The 22090-nt window shown below is 67.4% G+C and carries 21 protein-coding genes; 18 read left to right on the plus strand and 3 right to left on the minus strand.

Annotation, left to right across the window (positions count from 1 at the left end; translation table 11 throughout):
* Window positions 1-165: 165 nt before the first annotated feature.
* A complete protein-coding gene (locus AC6I21_RS07405) occupies window positions 166-1467 on the minus strand; it encodes an Nramp family divalent metal transporter (protein WP_497763371.1) in 1302 nt (433 codons plus the stop codon).
* A 421-nt stretch (window positions 1468-1888) separates the two neighbouring features.
* Between AC6I21_RS07405 and nrdF the strand changes: the two genes are divergently transcribed.
* The 3 genes from nrdF to AC6I21_RS07420 all read left to right on the plus strand — a co-directional run bounded on the left by nrdF (window position 1889) and on the right by AC6I21_RS07420 (window position 5680).
* Complete coding sequence (gene nrdF / locus AC6I21_RS07410) at window positions 1889-2995, plus strand: class 1b ribonucleoside-diphosphate reductase subunit beta (protein ID WP_497763372.1); 1107 nt, start codon at window positions 1889-1891, stop codon at window positions 2993-2995.
* Between the two features lie 202 nt (window positions 2996-3197).
* Complete coding sequence (locus AC6I21_RS07415) at window positions 3198-4514, plus strand: M20/M25/M40 family metallo-hydrolase (RefSeq protein WP_360029147.1); 1317 nt, start codon at window positions 3198-3200, stop codon at window positions 4512-4514.
* Window positions 4515-4543: 29 nt separating this feature from the next.
* Window positions 4544-5680, plus strand: coding sequence for an acyl-CoA dehydrogenase family protein (locus tag AC6I21_RS07420; RefSeq protein ID WP_497763373.1), 1137 nt, complete (start codon window positions 4544-4546; stop codon window positions 5678-5680).
* Here AC6I21_RS07420 and AC6I21_RS07425 read toward each other — a convergent pair.
* Window positions 5657-5911 (minus strand): DUF5703 family protein, encoded by a 255-nt coding sequence (locus AC6I21_RS07425; RefSeq protein ID WP_343830686.1) that lies wholly within the window; start codon window positions 5909-5911, stop codon window positions 5657-5659. The two genes, AC6I21_RS07420 and AC6I21_RS07425, sit on opposite strands and share 24 nt — an antisense overlap.
* A 45-nt stretch (window positions 5912-5956) precedes the next feature.
* Between AC6I21_RS07425 and AC6I21_RS07430 the strand changes: the two genes are divergently transcribed.
* From AC6I21_RS07430 to mshC, 3 genes are all read left to right on the plus strand, one after another.
* On the plus strand, window positions 5957-6166 hold the full coding sequence (locus AC6I21_RS07430) for a hypothetical protein (RefSeq protein ID WP_054821622.1): 210 nt from the start codon (window positions 5957-5959) through the stop codon (window positions 6164-6166).
* A 79-nt stretch (window positions 6167-6245) separates the two neighbouring features.
* Window positions 6246-7070, plus strand: a complete 825-nt coding sequence (locus AC6I21_RS07435; RefSeq protein ID WP_138926200.1) for an undecaprenyl-diphosphate phosphatase — start codon at window positions 6246-6248, stop codon at window positions 7068-7070.
* 186 nt (window positions 7071-7256) lie between these two features.
* Complete coding sequence (gene mshC, locus AC6I21_RS07440; RefSeq protein ID WP_497763374.1) at window positions 7257-8519, plus strand: cysteine--1-D-myo-inosityl 2-amino-2-deoxy-alpha-D-glucopyranoside ligase; 1263 nt, start codon at window positions 7257-7259, stop codon at window positions 8517-8519.
* 21 nt (window positions 8520-8540) lie between these two features.
* On the opposite strand, the gene AC6I21_RS07445 is transcribed toward mshC, so the two are convergent.
* Window positions 8541-9446, minus strand: coding sequence for a proteasome assembly chaperone family protein (locus tag AC6I21_RS07445; RefSeq protein ID WP_346921581.1), 906 nt, complete (start codon window positions 9444-9446; stop codon window positions 8541-8543).
* 256 nt (window positions 9447-9702) lie between these two features.
* Between AC6I21_RS07445 and AC6I21_RS07450 the strand changes: the two genes are divergently transcribed.
* From AC6I21_RS07450 to tatA, 12 genes are all read left to right on the plus strand, one after another.
* Complete coding sequence (locus AC6I21_RS07450; RefSeq protein WP_497763375.1) at window positions 9703-10416, plus strand: HAD family hydrolase; 714 nt, start codon at window positions 9703-9705, stop codon at window positions 10414-10416.
* Window positions 10413-11534: a site-2 protease family protein gene (locus tag AC6I21_RS07455; RefSeq protein WP_343830678.1), complete on the plus strand. Its 1122-nt coding sequence runs from the start codon at window positions 10413-10415 to the stop codon at window positions 11532-11534. Before AC6I21_RS07450 ends, AC6I21_RS07455 begins: the two co-directional genes overlap by 4 nt.
* 101 nt (window positions 11535-11635) lie before the next feature.
* Entirely contained in the window at window positions 11636-12646 is a 1011-nt protein-coding gene (locus AC6I21_RS07460; protein WP_138174265.1) for a tRNA (adenine-N1)-methyltransferase, read from the plus strand.
* A gap of 127 nt (window positions 12647-12773) precedes the next feature.
* On the plus strand, window positions 12774-14453 hold the full coding sequence (gene arc, locus AC6I21_RS07465; RefSeq protein ID WP_421015501.1) for a proteasome ATPase: 1680 nt from the start codon (window positions 12774-12776) through the stop codon (window positions 14451-14453).
* On the plus strand, window positions 14450-16075 hold the full coding sequence (dop, locus tag AC6I21_RS07470; RefSeq protein WP_497763376.1) for a depupylase/deamidase Dop: 1626 nt from the start codon (window positions 14450-14452) through the stop codon (window positions 16073-16075). Before arc ends, dop begins: the two co-directional genes overlap by 4 nt.
* Window positions 16076-16194: 119 nt before the next feature.
* Window positions 16195-16380 carry a ubiquitin-like protein Pup gene (locus AC6I21_RS07475; RefSeq protein ID WP_138173967.1) on the plus strand — a complete coding sequence of 62 codons (186 nt, stop codon included), beginning with the start codon at window positions 16195-16197 and terminating at the stop codon, window positions 16378-16380.
* Between the two features lie 91 nt (window positions 16381-16471).
* On the plus strand, window positions 16472-17845 hold the full coding sequence (gene pafA / locus AC6I21_RS07480; protein WP_497763377.1) for a Pup--protein ligase: 1374 nt from the start codon (window positions 16472-16474) through the stop codon (window positions 17843-17845).
* A gap of 138 nt (window positions 17846-17983) precedes the next feature.
* On the plus strand, window positions 17984-18913 hold the full coding sequence (locus tag AC6I21_RS07485; protein ID WP_497763378.1) for an FKBP-type peptidyl-prolyl cis-trans isomerase: 930 nt from the start codon (window positions 17984-17986) through the stop codon (window positions 18911-18913).
* 36 nt (window positions 18914-18949) lie between these two features.
* The gene (locus AC6I21_RS07490; protein ID WP_138173973.1) at window positions 18950-19345 is read left to right on the plus strand and encodes an FKBP-type peptidyl-prolyl cis-trans isomerase; all 396 of its coding nucleotides are present in this window, start codon (window positions 18950-18952) and stop codon (window positions 19343-19345) included.
* A 95-nt stretch (window positions 19346-19440) separates the two neighbouring features.
* Window positions 19441-21453: a helix-turn-helix transcriptional regulator gene (locus AC6I21_RS07495; protein ID WP_497763379.1), complete on the plus strand. Its 2013-nt coding sequence runs from the start codon at window positions 19441-19443 to the stop codon at window positions 21451-21453.
* Window positions 21454-21813: a hypothetical protein gene (locus tag AC6I21_RS07500; protein WP_138173977.1), complete on the plus strand. Its 360-nt coding sequence runs from the start codon at window positions 21454-21456 to the stop codon at window positions 21811-21813.
* A 35-nt stretch (window positions 21814-21848) separates the two neighbouring features.
* Window positions 21849-22067 carry a Sec-independent protein translocase subunit TatA gene (gene tatA / locus AC6I21_RS07505; RefSeq protein ID WP_054821780.1) on the plus strand — a complete coding sequence of 73 codons (219 nt, stop codon included), beginning with the start codon at window positions 21849-21851 and terminating at the stop codon, window positions 22065-22067.
* The last annotated feature ends 23 nt before the right edge of the window (window positions 22068-22090 follow it).

Consider the following 22090-nt stretch of genomic DNA (forward strand, 5'->3'; position numbering starts at 1 on the left):
GCCTCCTTCACTGCGGGTGGATAATTCCTGTCCTCCAGCATCCCATCACACGCGCGGGCGCTCGTGCCCATTGGGCGGTGGTGGAGCAATGTGAATGAAGCATACTGCCCCGCACCGGCAGCGGTGCGGGGCAGTGTGGAATCGGTGGCCATCGCCCCGGAAGCGCTAGCCGCCAAAGACCGGCGCCAGGGCCTTGACCAGTTCGTTGACTCCCAGGGCCAGGAACAGGGCAGCGGTGATGCCCAGCGCAATGTTCGTGTGCCACTTGTTGCGCCACTGCTCCGGAGTGCGTTTGCCGTTGAGCAGACCCAGCAGGGTCAAGGCCAGGAACGGCATGAACAGCGAACCGAGCACACCATAGGCCAGGATCAGCGCGATCGGGCGGTCCAACAGGAACAGCAGCATCGGCGGGAAGGTCAGCCACAGCACATAGAACCTGAAGTACTTGCCGCCCACGCGGGTGTCCTCGTGTCCCGATCCCTTGCCGCGGATGTTGCCCCAGAAGTCGGCGAACATCAGCGAGACGCCGTTCCACACGCCGATGATCGAGGAGAAGGACGCGGCCCAGAAGCCGACCAGGAATCCGATGCCCACCACGTCGCCGTAGCGTTCCTGCAGCACGTCGGTCAGGTCCAGCAGCCCGGCGTCACCGGCGGAGAGCGCCACCCCGGCCGAACGCACCACCTCGGCGCCGACCACCAGCATGGCGATCACGAAGATGCCGGTGATCACGTACGCCATCGAGTTGTCGATCCGCATCACGCGCATCCACTTCGGGGTGTACCAGCCCTTTTCGCGCAGCCAGTAGCCGTAGGCGGCCAGGGTGATGGTGCCGCCCACGCCGCCGGCCAGGGCCAGGGTGTAGACCACGCCGCCCTCGGGGATCATCGGGACCAGCCCGACGAACATCTGCGGAACGTTCGGCACCGCAATGATCGCCAGACCCACCACGGTGATGAACATCAGGCCCACCAGCACGGCGGTGACCTTCTCAAAGAACGCGTAATGCCCGAACCACACCATGGCAAAGCCGGCCAGTCCCATGAAGATCGCCCAGATCTTCAAGTCCACGGCCGGGAACAGCGCCGCCAACGGCATCGCCGCGGAGCTCATGGCCGTCGCCCCGTACACAAAACCCCAGATGACGATGTAGGGCCCGAAGTACCAGGTGGTCCACCTGCCCAGGGAGCGCCAGCCCTCGAAGATGGTCTTGCCGGTGGCCAGGGTGAATCGTCCGGCACCCTCGACCAGGATGATCTTCAGGATCACACCGAGCACCACCGCCCACAGCAGTGCATAGCCGTAGCGGCTGCCGGCCACGAGGGTGGCGACCATGTCCGCGGCGCCCACACCGGTGGCGGCCACCACCAGGCCGGGGCCGACGATCTTCCATTTCGGGGGCGCACCGGAGTCCAGCCCGGTCTCCCGGTCCCGCTCGGGGATCGCCGGTTGATTCTCTTCGGACATGACGTCATCAATCCTTAGTCGTCGTGAACATCGTCAGCTCCGGCTGGTGCCCCGACACCTGCGGCGCAGGCCAGGGCGGCAGATCAGCCGATGGTTCAAACCTAGTGTGTGAGACACCGCACAACCAGTATTCGTGACTCCGAATCCCGGCGTGCCGTCCCGCCCTCGTGGCGGAAGCATGTCGAAGGCAAAATGTGATCCTTGCGGCATCGGTTCCGGGCATCCGGACACGGGTTCCCGCGGAGGCCGCGCCGGGGCGCGTCAGGAGTTTCGCGCAACGACCGCGCGGGGCACGGGCGGGCATTTTGTTTGGCGGCCGATTGGGTAAGGTGGGGGACAGGAACACCGGGCGCCCGAACGAACCACGACGGAGCGCAACAGCAGGTGGGCCACCCCAAGCTTCAAAGTCTGGCGACCGTCAATGCGACGCGCCCGCAACCACCGCAGCAGCCCGGCGCGCCGGGCACGGCTGCCCCCCCAGGCGTTGCGCCTGGGCCGAAGACCAAGGCATGCCCGAAGGCATGCAACCCACACCGTGACACAGGGAGAGAGCCAAGTGAGCGTTGCCACCACCCCGATCAAGGCGATCAACTGGAACCGCATCGAGGATGAGAAGGACGTGGAAATCTGGAACCGCGTCACCGCCAACTTCTGGCTGCCCGAGAAGGTGCCGCTGTCCAATGACATCCAGTCCTGGGCGACCCTGAGCGGCGGGGAGAAGCAGATGACCATGCGCGTGCTCACCGGGCTGACCTACCTGGACACGCTGCAGGGCACCATCGGCGCCGTCTCGCTGATCCCGGATGCGCTGACCCCGCACGAGGAAGCGGTTTACACGAACTTCGCGTTCATGGAATCCGTGCACGCCAAGAGCTACTCCTCGATCTTCTCCACCCTGTGCTCCTCGCGCGAAATCGATGAGGCCTTCCGCTGGTCGGAGGAAAACCACGAGCTGCAGAACAAGGGCAACATCGTCCGCTCGTACTACGACGGCACCAACCCCTACAAGAAGAAGATCGCCTCCACCATGCTGGAGTCCTTCCTGTTCTACTCCGGGTTCTACACCCCGCTGCGCTGGGCCACCATGTCCAAGCTGACCAACAGTGCCGACCTGATCCGCCTGATCATCCGCGACGAGGCCATCCACGGCTACTACATTGGGCTGAAGAACCAGCGTGCCATGGACCAGAACCAGCTGCCGCAGGCCGAACGCGATGAGCTGAAGAACTTCACCTTCGAACTGCTGCACGAGCTGTACGAAAACGAGGTCAAGTACACCCACGACCTGTACGACGACATCGGCTGGAGCGAGGATGTCATCAAGTTCCTGCACTACAACGGCAACAAGGCGCTGATGAATCTGGGCTACGAGGCCATGTTCCCGGCCGAGCTGACCAACGTCTCCCCGGCGATCCTGGCCTCCCTGAACCCGGGCTCGGATGAGAACCACGACTTCTTCTCCGGGTCGGGCTCCTCCTACGTCATCGGCAAGGCCGAAGCCACCGAAGACGAGGACTGGGGCTGGTAACAGCACCTTGCCCCTCCCGGGCCGCCGGCTTCGCCGCGCGGACCCCGGATGAATCCTCGGCGCGGCGGGTCACCATTTGTGGTGGCCCGCCGCGCCGAGGACGTTAACACCGGCGCGCGGGCGAAAGCCGCGCTTTCGGATTAGGCTGGGAACAAGTCAGCGCACCGCAGCGCAAAACCCAGCATCACAAGGGAGATTGGCCATGCCCAAGGATCCGGCCCTGGAACGGCTTGAAGCCGAAACCGTTGAGTTCTGCCGTGAACTGATCCGCATCGACACCACCAACTACGGTGGCAACAAGGGCCAGGGCGAGCTGCAGGCCGCCCAGTACGTCGCCGAACTGCTGCGCGAGGTGGGCCTGGACGCCAAGATCTACGAATCGGCTCCCGGCCGAGCCAACGTCGTGGCTCGACTGGCCGGCAGCGACCCGGACCTGCCGGCGCTGGTGGTGCACGGGCACCTGGACGTGGTGCCGGCCATCGCCGAGGACTGGAGCGTGGACCCCTTTGCCGCCGAGCTGATCGACGGGATGATCTGGGGCCGCGGGGCGGTGGACATGAAGAACATGGACGCCATGATCATCGCGGTGATCCGCCACATGGTGCGCGAGCGGATCACCCCGCGCCGCGACCTGGTCATCGCGTTCTTCGCCGACGAGGAGGCCGGCGGTGATTACGGGGCCGGGTGGATGGTGACGCACCATCCCGAACTGTTTGCCGGGGCCACCGAGGCGATCAGCGAGGTCGGGGGGTTCTCGGTGGACATCAATGGCCAGCGGGCCTACATGCTGCAGACCGCGGAAAAGGGCATCGCCTGGTCCCGGCTCACCGCCCACGGCACCGCCGGACACGGCTCCCAGCTGAACCCGCAGAACGCGGTTACCGAGCTGGCCGCCGCCGTGGCCCGCATCGGATCCCACCGGTGGCCGCTGTCCTACACGCCCACCACCCGGGCGCTGCTGCAGCGGATCGGGGAACTAAGCGGCCTGGGCTTCGATGAAGCCGATCCGGCCCCGCTGCTGCGGGCCATGGGCAACGTTTCCCGCTTTGTCGGGGCCACCTTGCAAAACACCGCGAACCCGACCGCACTGTCCGCCGGGTACAAGCACAACGTCATCCCCGGACAGGCCGAGGCGCTGATCGACGCCCGCACCCTGCCCGGGCAACACGAACAGACCCTGGCCACGCTGCGCGAACTGGCCGGGCAGAACGTCCAGCTGCACGTCGACCACGAACAATCCTCCCTGGAGGTCTCCTTCTCCGGGGAACTGGTGGATTCAATGGGCACCGCGCTGCTGGCCGAGGACCCGGACGCGGTGGTGCTGCCCTACATGCTCTCGGGCGGCACCGACAACAAGTGGCTGGCCACCCTGGGCATCACCGGCTACGGGTTCGCACCGCTGCAGCTGCCGCCCGAACTGGACTTCACCGGCATGTTCCACGGCGTGGATGAACGCGTGCCGGTCAGCGCCCTGCACTTCGGCTCCCGGGTGCTCGCCCGGCTGCTGAGCACCTACTAGAGCACGCCCACCCACGAAAGGACACACCAGTGGAGATCACCGAGGCACTGCCCGAGGAACTGCTCGAGCGTTTCCGCGCCCGCGCCGCCGACTACGATGAGCGCAACACGTTCTGCACCGAGGACTTTGCGGAACTGAGCGACCGCGGGTACCTGAAGGCGCTGCTGCCGGTGGAGCGCGGCGGCTACGGCTGGGGGCTGAGCGAGCTGGCCCTGGCCCAGCGCCGGCTGGCCACCGCCGCCCCGGCCACGGCGCTGGCGGTGAACATGCACCACGTGTGGGCCGGGGTCGCCCAGCTGCTGGCCGCGCGCGGGGACCAGCGCCTGGCGATGGTGCAGGACTGGATCGCCGAGGGTGAGGTGATGGCCTTCGGGATCAGCGAGCCGGGCAATGACGCGGTGCTCTTCGATTCAAAGACCACCGCCGAGGAGCGCGGGGACGGCTCGGTGGCGTTCACCGGCACGAAGATCTTCACCTCCCTGGCCCCGGCCTTCACCCGGCTGGGCGTCTTCGGCAAGAACGCCGAAGGGCAGCTGGTGCACGGGTTCGTGGCCCGCGGCGAGGGGGTCGAGTCGCTGAACGACTGGAACACCCTGGGCATGCGCGCCAGCCAGTCGCACACCACCAAGCTGTCCGGGGCCGTCGCCCCGGCGCAGTGGGTGCACACCCGCCTGGCCGCGGGCCCGAACCCGGACGCCCTGGTGTTCGGGATCTTCGCCTCGTTCCTGACCCTGACCGCCAGCGTCTACGTAGGCCTGGCCGAGCGCGGGCTGCAGCTGGGCACCGCGGCCCTCCAGCGCCGGGTGCACCAGGACGGGCAGGCCTACACCCAGGATGTGCGCGCCCGCTCGATCCTGGCCGAGGCCGGAATGCGCATGCTCACCCTGGATGCGCTGCAGCGCCAGGTCGCCGGGGACCTGGACGCCCTGGTGGACCACGGGCCGCAGTGGTTCCCGAAGCTGGTCACCCTGCGCACCAGGGCGGGGGACTGGGCGCGGGAGAACATCCAAGACGCCGGACAGCTGATCGGCGGGGGCGGCTACTTCCGGGGCAGCGAGTTTGAGCGGCTCTACCGGGACGTGCAGGCCAGCTGGTACCACCCGTCCAATGCCGCCTCGGCGGCGAACACCGTGGCCAGCTGGCTAGTGGGACCGCTGGAAGACTGAGCCCTCCAGGGTGCCGGTCACCCGCATCACCCGCCGGCGCAGCCAGTATTTGAAGGCCCCGCCCTCGTAGCGGCAGGTGCGCACCAGCTCCCACTTGCCGTTCTCGGCGTGCTCCTTCAGGGCCGCGCGGGCCAGCTGCTTGGGCTCCCCGGGGAACGAGGTGATCACCAGGTACTCGAAGCGGTCATCCGCGGGCTGGTGCAATGGTGCCTTGATCCGTTCCTGAATCATCAAACCCCCTACCGTGCCGGTCTATTCGGCTGTAGCGTGTGTGCCATGAGCGTCGATCCCAACTATGCCTTGCAGGTCTTCATCGCCCGCCTGGAAAACCACCTGGAGGTCATCTCCACCAGCCGCGGCGCCACCGACGCGACGGTGGACGCCGCCTTTGGTGCGTTGGCCGATGCCTTCGAGGCGTACGACGATGCTTTGTACGACAAGTATGGCGAGTTGTTGCCGTTTACGATACCCAATGACGAGTCGTGACTACGACCACGGGCGGATTTTTGGGGACCCCGGTGTTTTCGGCAGGGGTTTGGCCTGGGACTTGAAGTAGTGTCGAGGGGTGAATTGGTTTGAAGCAGCGTTCCTGGGTCTGATCCAGGGACTTACCGAGTTCCTGCCCATCTCCTCATCGGCCCACCTGCGCATCGTGGGAGAATTCCTGCCCAACGCGCAGGACCCGGGGGCGGCGTTTACCGCCATCACCCAGCTGGGCACCGAGACCGCGGTCATCGCGTTCTTCTGGCGTGACATTGTGCGCATCATCGGCGCCTGGTGCAAGGCGCTGGTTGGCAAGATCCCGCATTCGGATCCGGACGCGAAGATGGGCTGGCTGATCATCCTCGGCTCGATCCCGATCGGCGTGCTGGGCCTGCTGCTGGAGGACTACATTGACACGAACTTCCGTTCGTTGTGGATCGTGGCCACCATGCTGGTGGTCTTTGGCCTGTTCCTGGCCGCCGCCGACCACTACGGCAAGCAGGTCCGCCCCCTGGAGCAGCTGACCTTCAAGCACGGCATCCTCTACGGCTTCGCCCAGGCGATGGCCCTGATCCCGGGCGTCTCGCGCTCCGGCGGCACCATCACCGCCGGCCTGCTGATGGGCTACACCCGCGAGGCCGCCGCCCGCTACTCCTTCCTGCTGGCCATCCCGGCCGTCTACCTCTCCGGGCTGTACAAGCTGTTCAAGTCCTTCTCCGAGCCGATGGTCTACTCCATGGCCGAGACCGGGCTGGCGACCCTGATCGCGTTCGTGGTCGGCTTCGTCATTGTGGGCTGGTTCCTGAAGTTCGTCTCCACCCACTCCTACATGGTCTTCGTCTGGTACCGCATTGCCCTGGGCCTGGCCCTGTTCATCCTGCTGGGCATGGGGCTGATCAGCGCCTAGCCGGAGCCTGCTCGTGCCCCACCCCGGCCCCGGTCAATTATTTGGCCGGGGCCGGGAATATCTGAACCACATGGTGACTTGGCACTTATAGAGAAACTTTGGTGATGCCCGGCCCGGCAGTTGGCGCGGGGCCGGGGCGTCACCGTTGATCGCGCACTTTTGCGCCGTTTGAAAGGACACCCCTGCGTGCACGCTTGGACCAGCCCGGAAGTACCGCACCTGGTGGGCAGCGCCCCGATCCTGGAGCTCTTCGACACCGCCACCGGCAAACAGCGTCCCACCGCCCCGGCCGAGAAGGCCAACGCCCCGGCCAGCATGTACGTCTGTGGGATCACCCCCTACGACGCCACCCACATGGGGCACGCCGCCACCTACGTGACCTTCGATCTGCTGCACCGCACCTGGCTGGATAACGGGCGCAAGGTCACCTACACGCAGAACGTCACCGACGTGGATGACCCGCTGCTCGAGCGCGCCGCCCAGCGCGGGCTGGACTGGCGCCAGCTGGCGCAGGAGCAGACCGACCTGTTCCGCGCCGACATGGAGGCGCTGAACGTGATCGCGCCGGACCACTACCTGGGCGCGGTGGAAACCATCGACCTGCTGATCCCGTACATCGAGGACTTCCTGGACAAGGGCCTGGCCTACCGGGTCCCGGCCGGGGCGGACGGGGTGGAGGGGGATGTCTACTTCGACACCCTCGCCGCCCAGAACGAGGCCTGGCAGCTGGGCACCGTCAGCGGCTACGGGCGCGAACTGATGGAGCAGCTCTCGGCCGAACGCGGCGGGGACCCGCAGCGTGAAGGCAAGCGCGATCCGCTGGACCCGCTGCTGTGGCGTGCCGCCCGTGAGGGGGAGCCCTCCTGGGATGGGGGCACCCTGGGCGCAGGCCGCCCGGGCTGGCACATTGAGTGTTCGATCATTGCCCGCTCCACCCTGCCGGCCCCGTTCACCGTGCAGGGCGGGGGCAGCGACCTGATCTTCCCGCACCACGAATTCTCCGCCGCCCATGCCTCGGCCGCCGACGGCAAGCCGCTGGCCGAACTGTACGTGCACACCGGAATGGTGGGCCTGGACGGGCAAAAGATGAGCAAGTCCCTGGGCAACCTGGTGCTGGTCTCCAAGCTGCGTGAGGCCGGGGTGGAGCCCGTGGCGATCCGCACCGTGCTGCTGGGCCAGCACTACCGCACCGACTGGTTCTGGACCGACGAACTGCTCCAGCAGGCCCAGGCCCGGGTGCAGCGTTGGCGTTCCCGGATCGAAGGGGCCGGGCTGGCCGAGGCGACCGCGCTGATGACCCGCATCCGCTCCCGGATGGCCGATGACCTGAACTCGCCGGCCGCCCTGCAGGCCATCGACCAGTGGGCCGAGGCCGGCGCCGAGGGCTCCGGGGAGGGCTCGGAAGTGATCCGTCGCGGACTGGATGCCCTCTTGGGGCTCAAGCTCTAGGGCCGAGGCCTGGGGCTGCCGCTAGATCTCAAAGTCGGGGCCGCTGCCGCCGTAGCCGCGGTCCCGCCGTTTGAGGTAGCGCTCAAACTCACGGGCGATCGATTCCCCGCTGGCTTCCGGAAGCTCGCTGGCATCGGTCGCCCGTTCCAGTTGCTGCACATAGGTGGCGACCTCCGGATCCGCGGAGGCCAGCTCATCGACCCCACGCTGCCAGGCCAGTGCGTCATCGCGCAGCTGGTCGGCGGGGAAGTGGGTGGCCAGCAGCTCCTCGAGCACCTCCACCAGGGCCAGCTGCACCTTCGGGCTGGGCGCCTGGGCCACGTAGTGCGGCTGCTGCGCCCACACCGACAGGCTCGGGGTGCCCAGCCGTTCAAAGATCATTCCCAGCACCGCCGGGATGCCGGTGGGCCCCTCATACTTCGACGCCCCGATCGACAGGTGCTCCTGCAGCAGCGGGTCATCGGAGTTCACCAGCACCGGCACCGGGCGGGTGTGCGGCACATCGGCCAGCAGCGAGCCGACGCTCAGGCAGGCCGCCACCCGGTGCGGGGAGGTGAGCTGATGCAGTTCCCGGCAGAACGCCTGCCAGCGGTAGGTCGGTTCCACCCCGAGCGCCACCAGCAGGTCCGCCGGGGCCTGGGGCAGTTCGATGCGGTACACATCGGTTTGCGGCCACTGGATGCTGCGCACCCCGTCCTCGCGGCTGACCTGCGGGCGGGTGAACTGGTAGTCGTAGTACTCGTCCTCGCCCACGGTGCCCAGGTATTCGGGTTCGGCCGTGTTCAGGATCAGGCGCACCGCGTCGCTGGCGGCGCTTCCGGCGTCGTTCCAGCCCTCGAACGCGCACACCAGCACGCTGTTGCGCCCCTGCTGGCCGCCGCGCGCGGCGAAGCCGGTCAACGTTGGACGTGGATTCTGCGTGCTCATCTGCGCTCCCTGCCTGTGCTCCGGCCCGCTTTGCCGGCCGGTCGGCGTCCTTCGCCACCCGCCTGCCGTTGCCCGCAGCGGGTACTGCCGAGTCTTCCACCCCGGCCCCGTGCAGGGCAACGCTGCAACGCCGGTTCGGCGCGCGGCGGCCGAAGCCGCCGGGCCGGGTGATCTTGCTCGCCCGTCGTGCCGCGCACCTGGGCGTTCGCCGGTCGGGGCGGGCCGGGATCCGGCGCGGTTCACGTAGAATCAAGACATGCCTAGCCACAACGAGCACGCCCCGCTCCCGCGCCGCGACCACCGCATCCAGGCGGTGCTGTGGGACATGGACGGCACGGTGATCGACACCGAGCCGTACTGGATGGCCGCCGAACGGCGCCTGGTGCTGGCCCACGGCGGGACCTGGAGCCAGGCCCAGTCCGAGGCGCTGGTCGGCGCCGCCCTGCCCACCGCCGCCCGGGTGCTGCAGCAGGCCGGGGTCCAGCTGGGCGTGCGGCAGATCATTGACGAGCTCTCCGCCGAGGTGATCAGTGGGCTGCGCCGCGAACTGATCTGGCGTCCCGGGGCGCTGGAGCTGCTCCAGCAGTTCTCCGCCGCCGGGATCCCGCAGGCGCTGGTGACCATGAGCGAACGCAGCATCGTGCAGGACTTCCTCGCCCAGCTGCCCGAAGCGTACTTCGACGTCACCGTCACCGGGGACGAGGTGGAGCACGGCAAGCCGGACCCGGAACCGTACCTGCGCGGGCTGCAGCTGCTGGGCGAGAAATTCGAGACTTCCCTGGACCCGGCCCAGTGCGTGGGCCTGGAGGATTCACTGCCGGGCATTACCGCGGCCAGCGCCGCCGGGCTGTTCGCGGTGCTGGTACCCAACGCCACCGACCCCGGCCAGGGGCCGTGGTGGCGCAGCGAATCGCTGCGGCAGCTGTCCATTGAACAACTGAACACCTGGTTGGAGCAGATCAACGCGTGAGCGAACTGAACGAGAAATCGCCCGGGCTCCGGCTGGGCAGGATCGCCGGGGTCCCGGTCTACCTTGCCTACTCCTGGTTCTTCATCACCGTCGTGATCACGGTGATCTTCGGCATGCAGCTGCAGCGCACCGCCTGGATCCCGGCCACCACCGCCTACCTGCTGGGGTTCATCTGCTCGCTGATGATCGCCCTGGCCGTGCTGATCCATGAGCTGGCCCACGCCATGGTGGCCCGCTACTTCAAATGGCCCAACTCCCACATCGTGCTGACCCTGTGGGGCGGGCACACCCAGTTCGGCTCCTTCCAGGCCACCCCGGGCGCCTCCCTGCTGGTGGCGCTGGCCGGGCCGGTGAGCAACTTCGTGATCGCCGGGATCGGCTGGGTCGCGGCCACCATCTTCGAACCGACGTTCATGATCGGGGCGATCCTGAACTTCGTGATCTACGCGAACCTGCTGCTGGGCATCTTCAACATCCTGCCCGGCCTGCCGCTGGACGGCGGGCGGCTGGTCGAATCGGCCGTGTGGAAGGCCACCGGCAGCCAGGACCGCGGCACCATCGTGGCGGCCTGGGTGGGCCGGGCGATCGCCGTGGGCATCGTGCTGTGGTTCGCCGTCATCCCGCTGGTCATGGGCCGCGCGCTGGAGACCACCACCCTGGTGATCGGGGTGATGGTGGCGCTGTTCATGTGGCAGGCCACCAGCGCGCTGATCGCCCACGCCAAGCTGCGCCTGCGCCTGCCCGGGGTGAAGGCCGGGAACCTGATGAGCCCGGCCAGCGGGATGCTCAGCACGGTGAGCGTCGCCGACGTGCGCCGGCGCCTGGCCGCCCGCGGCGGACAGATCGTGCTGGTGGACCCGCACGGGATGCCGATCGCGGTCGTCGACGAGGGCGCGCTGAGCGCGGTGCCCGAACACGCCGGGCCCACCACCCCGGCCACCGCGGTCAGCCGCGCGCTGGGACAGGGGGCGGTGATCGCCCAGGACTCGGACGGGGACACCCTGATCCACTACCTGGCCACCGTGGAAACCGCCGAATACGCGGTGATCAGCGAGGAAGGGTACATCGTCGGGGTGCTGCACCAGGAACAGATCCTGCGCGCCCTGAACGTGCGCTGACCCGCCCACCCACAATTTTTCGCCCGCACACCGGGCACATCAACCCTGTAGACAGCATCAGCCAGAAGGAAGCCAATTTCGTGAGCCAGAACCAAGCCAGCATGCCCCACGGGGCCGCCGCCCGCCGCGGACCGTTTCGGGTCGGGGACCGGGTGCAGCTGACCGATGAGAAGCGCCGCATCAACACCATCACCCTGGAGGCCGGCGGGCAGTTCCACTCGCACAAGGGCATCCTGGAACATGATGCGATCATCGGGCTGCCCGACGGGTCGGTCATCGAGAACGTGGAGGGCTACCGCTACCAGCTGCTGCGCCCGCTGGCGAAGGACTACGTGCTGTCCATGCCGCGCGGGGCGGCGGTGATCTACCCGAAGGACGCCGCGCAGATCGTGCAGTTCGGGGACATCTTCCCCGGAGCCCGCGTCGTGGAGGCCGGGGTGGGTTCCGGGGCCCTGTCGATCTCGCTGCTGCGCGCCATCGGGGACACCGGGTTCCTGCACTCCTTTGAACGCCGGGAGGAGTTCGCCGAGATTGCCCGCGGGAACGTGGACACCGTCTTTGGCGGCGAGCACCCGGCCTGGCAGATCTCCATCGGGGACTTCCAGGACAAGGTGGTCGAACTGGAGGAGCCGGGCAGCGTGGACCGGGTGGTGCTGGACATGCTCAGCCCCTGGGAATGTCTGGACGCGGTCGCCACCGTGCTGGCCCCCGGCGGGGTGTGGACCAACTACGTGGCCACCGTGACCCAGATGTCCCGGGTGGTCGAGGCGATCCGCGCCTCCGGGCAGTTCACCGAACCCGAATGCTTTGAAACCCTGGTGCGCGGCTGGCACGTGGACGGGCTGGCGGTGCGCCCGGACCACCGGATGGTGGCGCACACCGCGTTTCTGATCACCGCCCGCCGGCTGGCCGATGACTCCCAGGGCATCCCGAAGGCCAAGCGGGTGAAGGAGCACAACTTCGCCGCCGAGGACGTCTCGGCCTGGACCAGAGACCACGACGAATCCGAATGGACGCCCGAAGCCCTGGGGGAGCGCGGGGTCTCGGACAAGAAGCTGCGCCGGGCCGCACGTGATGCAACTCGCCCTGCACGGGTGCGTGAACAGGAGTAGATTCCAGTATGTGGGCAACATTCGCTCATCGGATTACGGTGCGGCGTACTTGCTCCGTAGGATGACCTAAGACGGGAAACCCATTAATGGGCCAGCTGACCGTTGCCGATGCCGTGGGAGGGATCAAGTGTCCGAGCACAATGACCAGGAACTGACCGAACGACTGTCCATGACCGAACGCCAGGTCAACGTGTTGCGGGACAAGAACCGCAACCTGGACCGGCAGCTGGCCACGCTCAGCGGCAACAACCAGCGCCTGGTGGCCATGCTCGAACGCACCCGCGAACAGATCGTGGACCTGAAGTCGGCCCTGGAAAAGGACGGGGACACCCCCTTCAGCCACGGCACCATCCTGGCCAAGCACCCGCGCCAGCACCCCGAGGCGGGCACCGGGATCGAATCCACCGCCGTGCAGTCCGCGGACATTTCCCAGGGCGGGCGGCGCCTGCGGGTGGGCATCAGCCCGCTGCTGGACTTTGAGAAACTGCACGTGGGCCAGCAGGTGCTGCTGAACGAGGCGATGGTGATCGTCGCCGCCCTGGGCTACGAGCACACCGGGGAACTGGTGACCATCAAGGAAATCCTGGAGCACCACCAGGTCGTGGTGATGGCGCGCGCCGATGACCAGCGGGTGGTGGAACTGGCCCAGCCGCTGCGCCAGGAGCACCTGCGGGTGGGGGACCAGCTCACCCTGGACCCGCGCACCGGGCTGGCCATGAGCCGGGTGCAGCTGACCGACATGCAGTCCCTGGTGCTGGAGGAAGTCCCGGACATCTCCTACTCCGACATCGGCGGGCTGAGCAACCAGATCGAGGCGATCCAGGACGCGGTGGAGCTGCCCTTCAGCCATCCGGAGCTGTACCGCGAACACGGGCTGAGCGCCCCGAAGGGCATCCTGCTCTACGGGCCTCCCGGGTGCGGCAAGACCCTGATCGCCAAGGCGGTCGCCCACTCGCTGGCCGCCCGCGCCGCCGCGAAGTCCGGGCGCACCGAGGCCCGCAGCTACTTCCTGAACATCAAGGGCCCGGAGCTGCTGGACAAGTACGTGGGCGAAACCGAACGCCACATCCGCCTGATCTTCGCCCGCGCCCGGGAAAAGGCGCTGCACGGAGACCCGGTGGTGGTGTTCTTCGACGAAATGGACTCGCTGTTCCGCACCCGCGGCACCGGGGTGTCCTCCGATGTGGAGACCACCATTGTCCCGCAGCTGCTGGCCGAGATCGACGGCGTGGAGCGGCTGGACAATGTGATCGTGATCGGCGCGTCAAACCGTGAGGACATGATCGACCCGGCGATCCTGCGCCCGGGCCGGCTGGATGTGAAGATCAAGATCCGCCGCCCCACCGCCGAGGGTGCCGCGGAGATCTTCGGCAAGTACCTGACCACCGACCTGCCGCTGCACGAATCCGAGGTCGCCGCCGACGGCGGGGACGCGCAGGCCACCGTGCAGCGGATGATCCACGGCACCGTGGCGGACATGTTCGCCACCGACGCCTCCAACCAGTACCTGGAGGTCACCTACGTCAACGGGGACACCGAGATCCTGTACTTCAAGGACTTCGCCTCCGGAGCGGTGATCCGCAACGTGGTGGACCGGGCCAAGAAGCGGGCCATCAAGGCGCTGCTGACCACCGGGGAACGCGGGCTGAAGATGGAGTACCTGCTGGCCGCGGTGCGTGAGGAGTTCGCCGAACACGAGGACATGCCCAACACCACCAACCCGGATGACTGGGCCCGGATCTCCGGGCGCAAGGGGGAGAAGATCAGCCACATCCGCTCCCTGGTCGACGCGCGGGGTGCCCAGTGAGCGCCCGGCGGCTGGTCGGGCTGGAGACCGAGTACGGGGTCATCCGCCCGGGCATGCCCAAGGCCAACGCCACCGTGCTCTCCGCACAGATCGTGGACGGCTACGCCCAGCTGGTGCGCCACGGGGACGCGGCCCGGCGCGCCGCCCGCTGGGACTACAGCGACGAAACCCCGCTGCGTGATGCGCGCGGCTACACCATCAGCCGCGAGCAGGCCCACCCCAGCCAGCTGACCGACGTGGAACCGACCGTGGAGGAGACCAAGGTCTGGGACGCGGAGTCCATCGCCCTGGACGGCGGGGATGCGCGCATCGGGCGCACCCTGTACCAGGAGGCCGAGTCCACCGACGTGGTGATGAACATGGTGCTGGGCAACGGCGCCCGGCTCTACGTGGACCACGCCCACCCCGAATACTCCAGCCCGGAGGTCACCACCCCGCGCGACGCGGTACTCTACGACCAGGCCGGGGACGAGGTGGTGCGCCTGGCCGCCGCCCACGCCGCCCAGCGCGGCGGCGGGGAACTGCTGCTGTACAAGAACAACACCGACAACAAGTCCGTCTCCTACGGGGCGCACGAGAACTACCTGGTGCCCCGCGAAATCGACTTCGCCCGCCTGGTCGAGGGCCTGACCCCGTTCTTCGCCAGCCGCCAGATCATCTGCGGCGCCGGACGGGTGGGCCGCGGCCAGCTCGGTGGGGGCGCCGGCTTCCAGATCTCCCAGCGCGCGGACTTCTTCGAGGCCGAGGTCGGGCTGGAAACCACCATCAACCGCCCGATCATCAACACCCGGGATGAACCGCACGCCAACTGGGAGAAGTACCGCCGACTGCACGTGATCATCGGGGACGCGAACCTGGGCCAGGTCTCCACCCTGCTGCGGGTGGGCACCACCAACCTGGTGCTCTCGCTGATCGAGGCCGGCCAGGCACCGGACCTGGAGCTGGCCGACCCGGTGGGCGCGCTGCAGGCAATCAGCCACGACACCTCGCTGCGCACCGCCGTGCGGCTGCGCGGGGGCGCGCGCCTGAGCGCCATCGAGATCCAGCAGCGCTACCTGGACGCCGCCGAGGCCTACTGCGCCGAACGCGGGATCACCGATGAGCACACCACCGAGATCCTCACCCGCTGGCGTGAAACCCTGCAGGTGCTGGCCACTGACCCGGCCAAGGCCGCACGTACCGTGGACTGGGTGGCCAAGCAGCAGCTGATCACCGGGTTCGCCGCCCGGCACGGGGTGGGCCTGGATGACCCGAAGGTGGCGCTGATGGATCTGCAGTGGGCTGACCTGCGCAAGGACAAGGGCCTGTACTACCGGCTGGCCGCGCGCGGGATGATGGAGACCCTGTACAGCCAGGACCAGATCGCCGCGGCGGTTTCTGAACCGCCGGCGGACACCCGTGCGTTCTTGCGCGGCAAGGTGCTGCAGCACTATGCGGACCACGTAATCGCCGCCAACTGGGATGCGCTGTCCCTGTCCATGCCCGGGGCCCGGCGCGTGCGGCGGATCCCGCTGCCCGAGCCGCTGCGCGGCACCCGCGCCGAGGTGGGCCAGCTGTTCGAGGCCGAGCTGGAGATTTCGCAGTTCCTTAGTGAGCTGGCCAAGCAGCACCCGGTCGGCTGACAATGGCAGCAAGCGCCCACCGGCACGGTGCGGCCCACAATTTCATAAGCAGAACGGCTGTCCCGTCAGCGGCCCACCGACCCGCCGGCGCCACCAGCCACCACGAAGAAGGAGTAAGCATGAGCCAGGAAAGCATTTCCCCGCGCAGCAACCGCCAGGAACAGGAACAGCAGGTCGAGCAGGCCCTGACCCACACCCAGGGCACCGAAGCCGGGGTGGATGACCTGCTTGACGAGATCGACTCGGTGCTGGAGACCAACGCCGAGGAATTCGTGCGCGGCTTCGTCCAAAAGGGCGGCCAGTAGGCCCAGCCCGCCTTCACCCGCGACGGGCAGTGGCCTGGCGCACCACCAACTTTGACTCAGGGCTGTGCCGGCAGCCGGAAGGGACCAGCACGTGGACCGCAGGATCTTTGGGATCGAAACCGAGTACGGGCTCAGCTACGTCCCGCTGGACGGGCGGCGGCTGACCCCGGAGGACGCGGCCCGGCACCTGTTCAAGCCGGTGGTGGACTGGGGACGTTCCTCCAACGTGTTCCTGGGCAACGGCTCCCGGCTCTACCTGGACGTGGGCTCCCACCCCGAGTACGCCACCGCGGAATGCGACCAGCTGCCCCAGCTGATCGCCCACGACCGGGCCGGGGAGGCGATCCTGCTGGACCTGGTCGAGCAGGCGGAGGAGGACCTGGCCGACGCCGGGCACCAGGGCAAGCTCTACCTGTTCAAGAACAACGTCGACTCGGCCGGCAACTCCTACGGCTGCCACGAGAACTACATGATCTCCCGGCGCACCGAATTCAAGCGGCTGGCCGACATGCTCATCCCGTTCCTGGTCACCCGGCAGATGCTCACCGGCGCCGGGCACCTGGTGGAGGTGGACGGGCAGACCCGCTTCGTCTTCTCCCAGCGCGCCGACCACGTCTGGGAGGGCGTCTCCTCGGCGACCACCCGCTCCCGGCCGATCATCAACACCCGCGACGAACCGCACGCGGACGCCGAACTCTACCGCCGGCTGCACGTGATCGTGGGGGACTCCTCGATGAGCGAGACCACCCAGCTGCTGAAGGTCGGGGCGACCGACCTGGTGCTGCGGATGATCGAATCCGGGGAGATCTACCACGATCTGCGCCTGGAGAACCCGATCCGCTCCATCCGCCAGGTCTCCCACGACTTCACCGGGCAGACCGTGGTGCGCTTGATGGGCGGGGACGAACCCACCGCCCTGCAGATCCAGTGGCAGCTGCTGGAGACCGTGCAGAACTTCCTGGACCGCCACGGCGCCCACCACGAGCTGGTCCCGCGCATCATGGAACTGTGGGAACGCACCCTCACCGCCGTGCAGGAGCAGGACTTCTCACTCATCGACGCCGACATCGACTGGGCGATCAAGCACAAGCTGCTCACCGGGTACGCGGCCAAGCACAACCTGGGCATGGATTCGCACCGGATCGCCCAACTGAACCTGACCTACCACGACATCGACCCGGCCCGCGGGCTCTTCCACCTGCTGGCGAAGCGCGGGATGGCCAGCACCGTGGTCTCCAACGAGCAGATCCGCCACGCGGTCAACCACCCGCCGCAGACCACCCGCGCGGCGATCCGCGCCAAGTTCGTCAATGCCGCCCGGGCCACCGGCCGGCGCTACTCCACCGACTGGGTGCACATGAAATACGAGGAGGGACCCGGGGGAGTGGTGCTGTGCAAGGACCCGTTCGCCACCGAAGATCCGCGGGTCGATGAGCTGATCGAGCTGATGCGCCAGCCGGTCTAGGTGCCGCGCATCGCCGGTTTAGCCAGCGGGGAATTAGAATTTTCACAGATTCCCGCATTAATCTGGAAAAAGTCCTCCCGCCGCGCCACCGGCTTGCGGCGGGCTGCAAACGATGAACCTGCTACGAAAGTAGAATCTGTGCGCAAAGTCCTGGCAGTATGTGTCACCGCCTCCGTGCTCGCCCTCACCGCCTGCGGTGCCGGCTCCAGCACCTCGCTGGACTCGATCGAGGTGAAGCCCGGGGCGGACGCCAACAGCGAACCGTCGGTGAAGATCGACGCCCCGCTGCTGACCGAGAAGTCCGAGGCCCAGGTGCTGGTCGAAGGCGAGGGGAACGAAATCTCCGAGGGCCAGACCATCAAGCTGAAGTCCGGCATCTACAAAAACATCGACGGGATGAAGGTCGATGAGAACTTCACCGGCGAAGCGGTGCCGATGAAGGTCGACGACACCATGAAGCAGCAGATGCCCGAACTGTACGACACCCTGATCGGTTCCAAGGTCGGCTCCTGGATCGCCTACACCACCGTGGAGGGCAACCCGAAGTCCGACGGCAGCGTCTCCGAGCCGGAGGACGGCGCCCGCGCCGAACGCATCATCGTGATGAACGTCGAGTCGGCCAGCGACCCAAGCACCGTGCTGGAGCAGTCCAAGGTCAAGGAGCTGAAGGACGCCAAGCAGCTGCCGAGCGTGGACACCAACGAGAAGGAACCGAAGATCAGCATCCCGAAGGACACCCAGGCTCCGCAGGGCCTGGCCGTGGACGTGCTGGAGGAGGGCAAGGGCGCGCAAGCCACCGAGAACTCCGACGTGGAGGTCAAGTACCACGGTGTCACCTGGGCCGACGGGAAGAAGTTCGACGGCAACTTCGACAGCGAAGACACCGCCAAGTTCAACCTCTCCCAGGTCATCTCCGGCTGGACCAAGGGCCTGAGCGGACAGAAGGAAGGCTCCAAGCTGCTGCTCAGCGTCCCCTCGGACATGGCCTACGGCGACAACGCCACCCAGGGTCCCTCCGGCCCGCTGGTGTTCTACGTAGAATTGACCAAGGTCTCCAACGCCGAATAACCTCGGCCCATCATCACCCACAGAAAGGCGACACGCATGTCGTTTGGCGAACGCAACTACGATCGCAGCAAGCCGGAAATCGATTTCCCGGGCACCGAGGCGCCCACCGAACTGGTCATCACCGACCTGATCGAGGGCACCGGTGCGGAAGTCACCCCGGGCACCACCGTGCAGGCCCACTACGTGGGCGTGGCCTGGTCCACCGGTGAGGAATTCGACGCCTCCTGGAACCGCGGCTCCACCCTGGACTTCCCGGTCGGCGTGGGCATGGTCATCCAGGGCTGGGACCAGGGCCTGCTGGGCATGAAGGTCGGCGGACGCCGCCGCCTGGAGATCCCCTCCGAGCTGGCCTACGGCGCGGCCGGCGCCCCCGGGGCCATCGGCCCGAACGAGGCACTGATCTTCGTCGTGGACCTGATGGGCATCAAGTAGCCGCAGGTCACACCCGCACAGCTGGCCCCGATCCGTCGGGGCCAGCGGTGCTTAACCTGCACGAAACCCCCACCCGGATTGGCTATTGTAGGCACGTGAGCACAAAGCAGAGCGAAGGGCCCAGCAGGGCCGAACGGCTGACCAGCCTGATCTACGCGCTGTCCACCAGCCAGCGCAAATGGACCGCCGAACGCATCGGCGACTACCTGAACCCGGGCGGGAACCCCGAGGCCCGGGAAAAGGCGATCGAACGGGCCAAGGACGAGATCCGCAACGAATTCGGGCTGCGCCTGGTCACCGAGGACTACGACGGGGTGCTGCACTACCGCATCGACACCACCGACTGGTACCTGCCGCCGATCTCCTTCAGCGCCGCCGAGAGCGCGCTGATCGCCCTGGCCGCCACGCTGTGGAAGGACTCCAAGCTGCAGGCCCTGGCCCGCAGCGCCACCGAACGGCTCACCGGCGCCCAGCCCAGCACCGAGGACATCGCCCCGTACCTGGGCTCCTACCTGCCGCGGCTGTCGATGGACGACCCGAACTTCAAGGCCTGCGCGCTGGCCGTGTTCAACCGCAAGAGCGTGCACTTCACCTACCGGGACGCCGGCGGCCAGCACAGCGAACGCACCGTGGACGTGTGGGGGATCGGCCAGCGCTACGGGCAGTGGTACTTCACCGGGTATGACCACACCCGCAACGAGCGCCGGGTCTTCCGCCTCTCGCGCATCACCGGCAGCTTCACGCTTTCCACCCTGCCCAAGGGCAGCACCTACCATCCGCGCCCCGAAGGGTTCTCAATGTCCCAGGTGCTGCAGGACTTCGACCTGCAGCACCACGCCGAACTGGCCACGGTGCGCATCCACGCCGAGGCGGCGCTGCCGCTGCGTGCCCGGGCCCTGGAAACCACGCCAGCCGAACCCGGCACCCCCGGGGACACCCTGGTGATCGCCTACGCCGACCAGGAGGCGTTCGCCACCGAACTGGCCGGCTACGGGCCGCACCTGAGCGTGCTCGGCCCGCAGGCGCTGGCCGAACAGGTGGCTAGCCTGCTGGAGCAGGCCCGCACCATGCAGCGCCAGGCGGCCGAACGCTACGCCGGGCTTGAGGTGAAATACCAGCCGCGGCGCTCCACCGGGCGCGGCACCACCGCCCAGCAGGTGATGCGCAACATCGACATGATCCAGTACGTGGTCGCTCAGGGCGGGGCCACGGTAGCCGAACTGGCCGAACGCTACGAGCTCAGCCCGGCCAAGGTGCGCCAGGAGCTGGCGCTGATCATGATGTGCGGGGTCCCCGGCGGGCAGCACGATGAACTGATCAACGTCAACGACGGGGACCTGGACACCGACTGGGTCTCCATCTCCAACGCGGCGCTGCTGGCCGAACCGCAGAAGCTGGCCCCCATGGAGGCGGTGGCGGTCCTGGGCGGGCTAAACGCGCTGGCCAGCATCCCGAACTTTGAACACCGCGCCACCCTGGACTCGGCACTGGCCAAGCTCAATGAGGCGGTCGCCCGCTTCGAGGGGTGGAACGGGGCGCTGGGCTTTGCGCTGAACCAGGTGCGCGAGCAGGACGCGGATGCGCTGCTGGCCCGGGCGGTGCGCGAGCACCAGGTGGTGCGCATCGACTACTACTCGCTCTCCTCGGGCAGCCACCACGAACGCGACATCGAACCAATCCGCTTCGTGGAGGACGGGCAGCGGCGCTACCTGCGCGCCTGGTGCCGCACCCGGAAAAAGATCCTGACCTTCCGGCTGGACCGGATCCTGGCGGCCAACACCACCGGGGAGCACTTCACCCTGGGCCGGCGCCATGAGGACAGCGGCCAACCGCAGCTGCGCTACGCGGCCACCGAGCAGGATCCGCAGGTGGAACTGTTCATCGACCAGAGCCGGGTGGCGCAGATCGAGGCGTACCAGCCCGACGCCTGGTCGAAGAAGATCGACGGCGGCTACCTGGCGAAGGTGCGTTTCTCACACTACTCGGTGCTCGCCCCGCTGGTGGCCCGCCATGGGGGTAGGATTGCTGTGGTCGCTCCCGCCGAGGCCGTGGACTACGTCAACACCTGGCTGGGTGCCGAACGCAACACGAATGAGGATGATTCATAGATGCTTCCCTGGTGGTTCTGGGTCCTGTTGTGGACCGTGCTGATCCTGGCCACGCTGCTGGCCGCCATCGTGGCCGGCTTCCGCCTCTTCCGCCGCGGCATGAGCGTCATGCAAAGCCTGGGCGACGCCGCGGACAAGCTCTCCTCCGATATGGCACAACCCGGCACCGTGGTGGACTACACCCCGCGCCCGCGCACCTACCCCAGCGGCACCGATGCGACCCACGGGGATCCGCATCAGATCCGGCAGCTGAAGGAGACGGGCAAGGCCGAGCGCGTTGAGGCCCGCCGCGCCGCCCGGGTGGCCCGCCGTGACGCCCGGAACCAGCGCCAGAACGTGTACGACGTACACCTGTTCTGACGTAGACTTAAAGGCAACAAAAGAAGGGAAATCCCATGGGTGGATTACAGGGATGGCACCTGGTCATCATCATCGTCTTGGCACTGCTGCTCTTTGGCGCCCCGAAGCTTCCGGGCATGGCCCGTTCGATGGGTCAGTCGCTGCGGATCTTCAAGTCCGAGGTGCGCAAGATGAAGGACGATGACGACGCCAAGAACGAAACCATCGACGGCGAATTCGTCGACCCCAAGAACGACGAGAAGAAGAACTCCTAACACTCATCTCTGTGGCTAAACAA

It is taken from the genome of Glutamicibacter sp. St.4D3, from assembly GCF_059728615.1.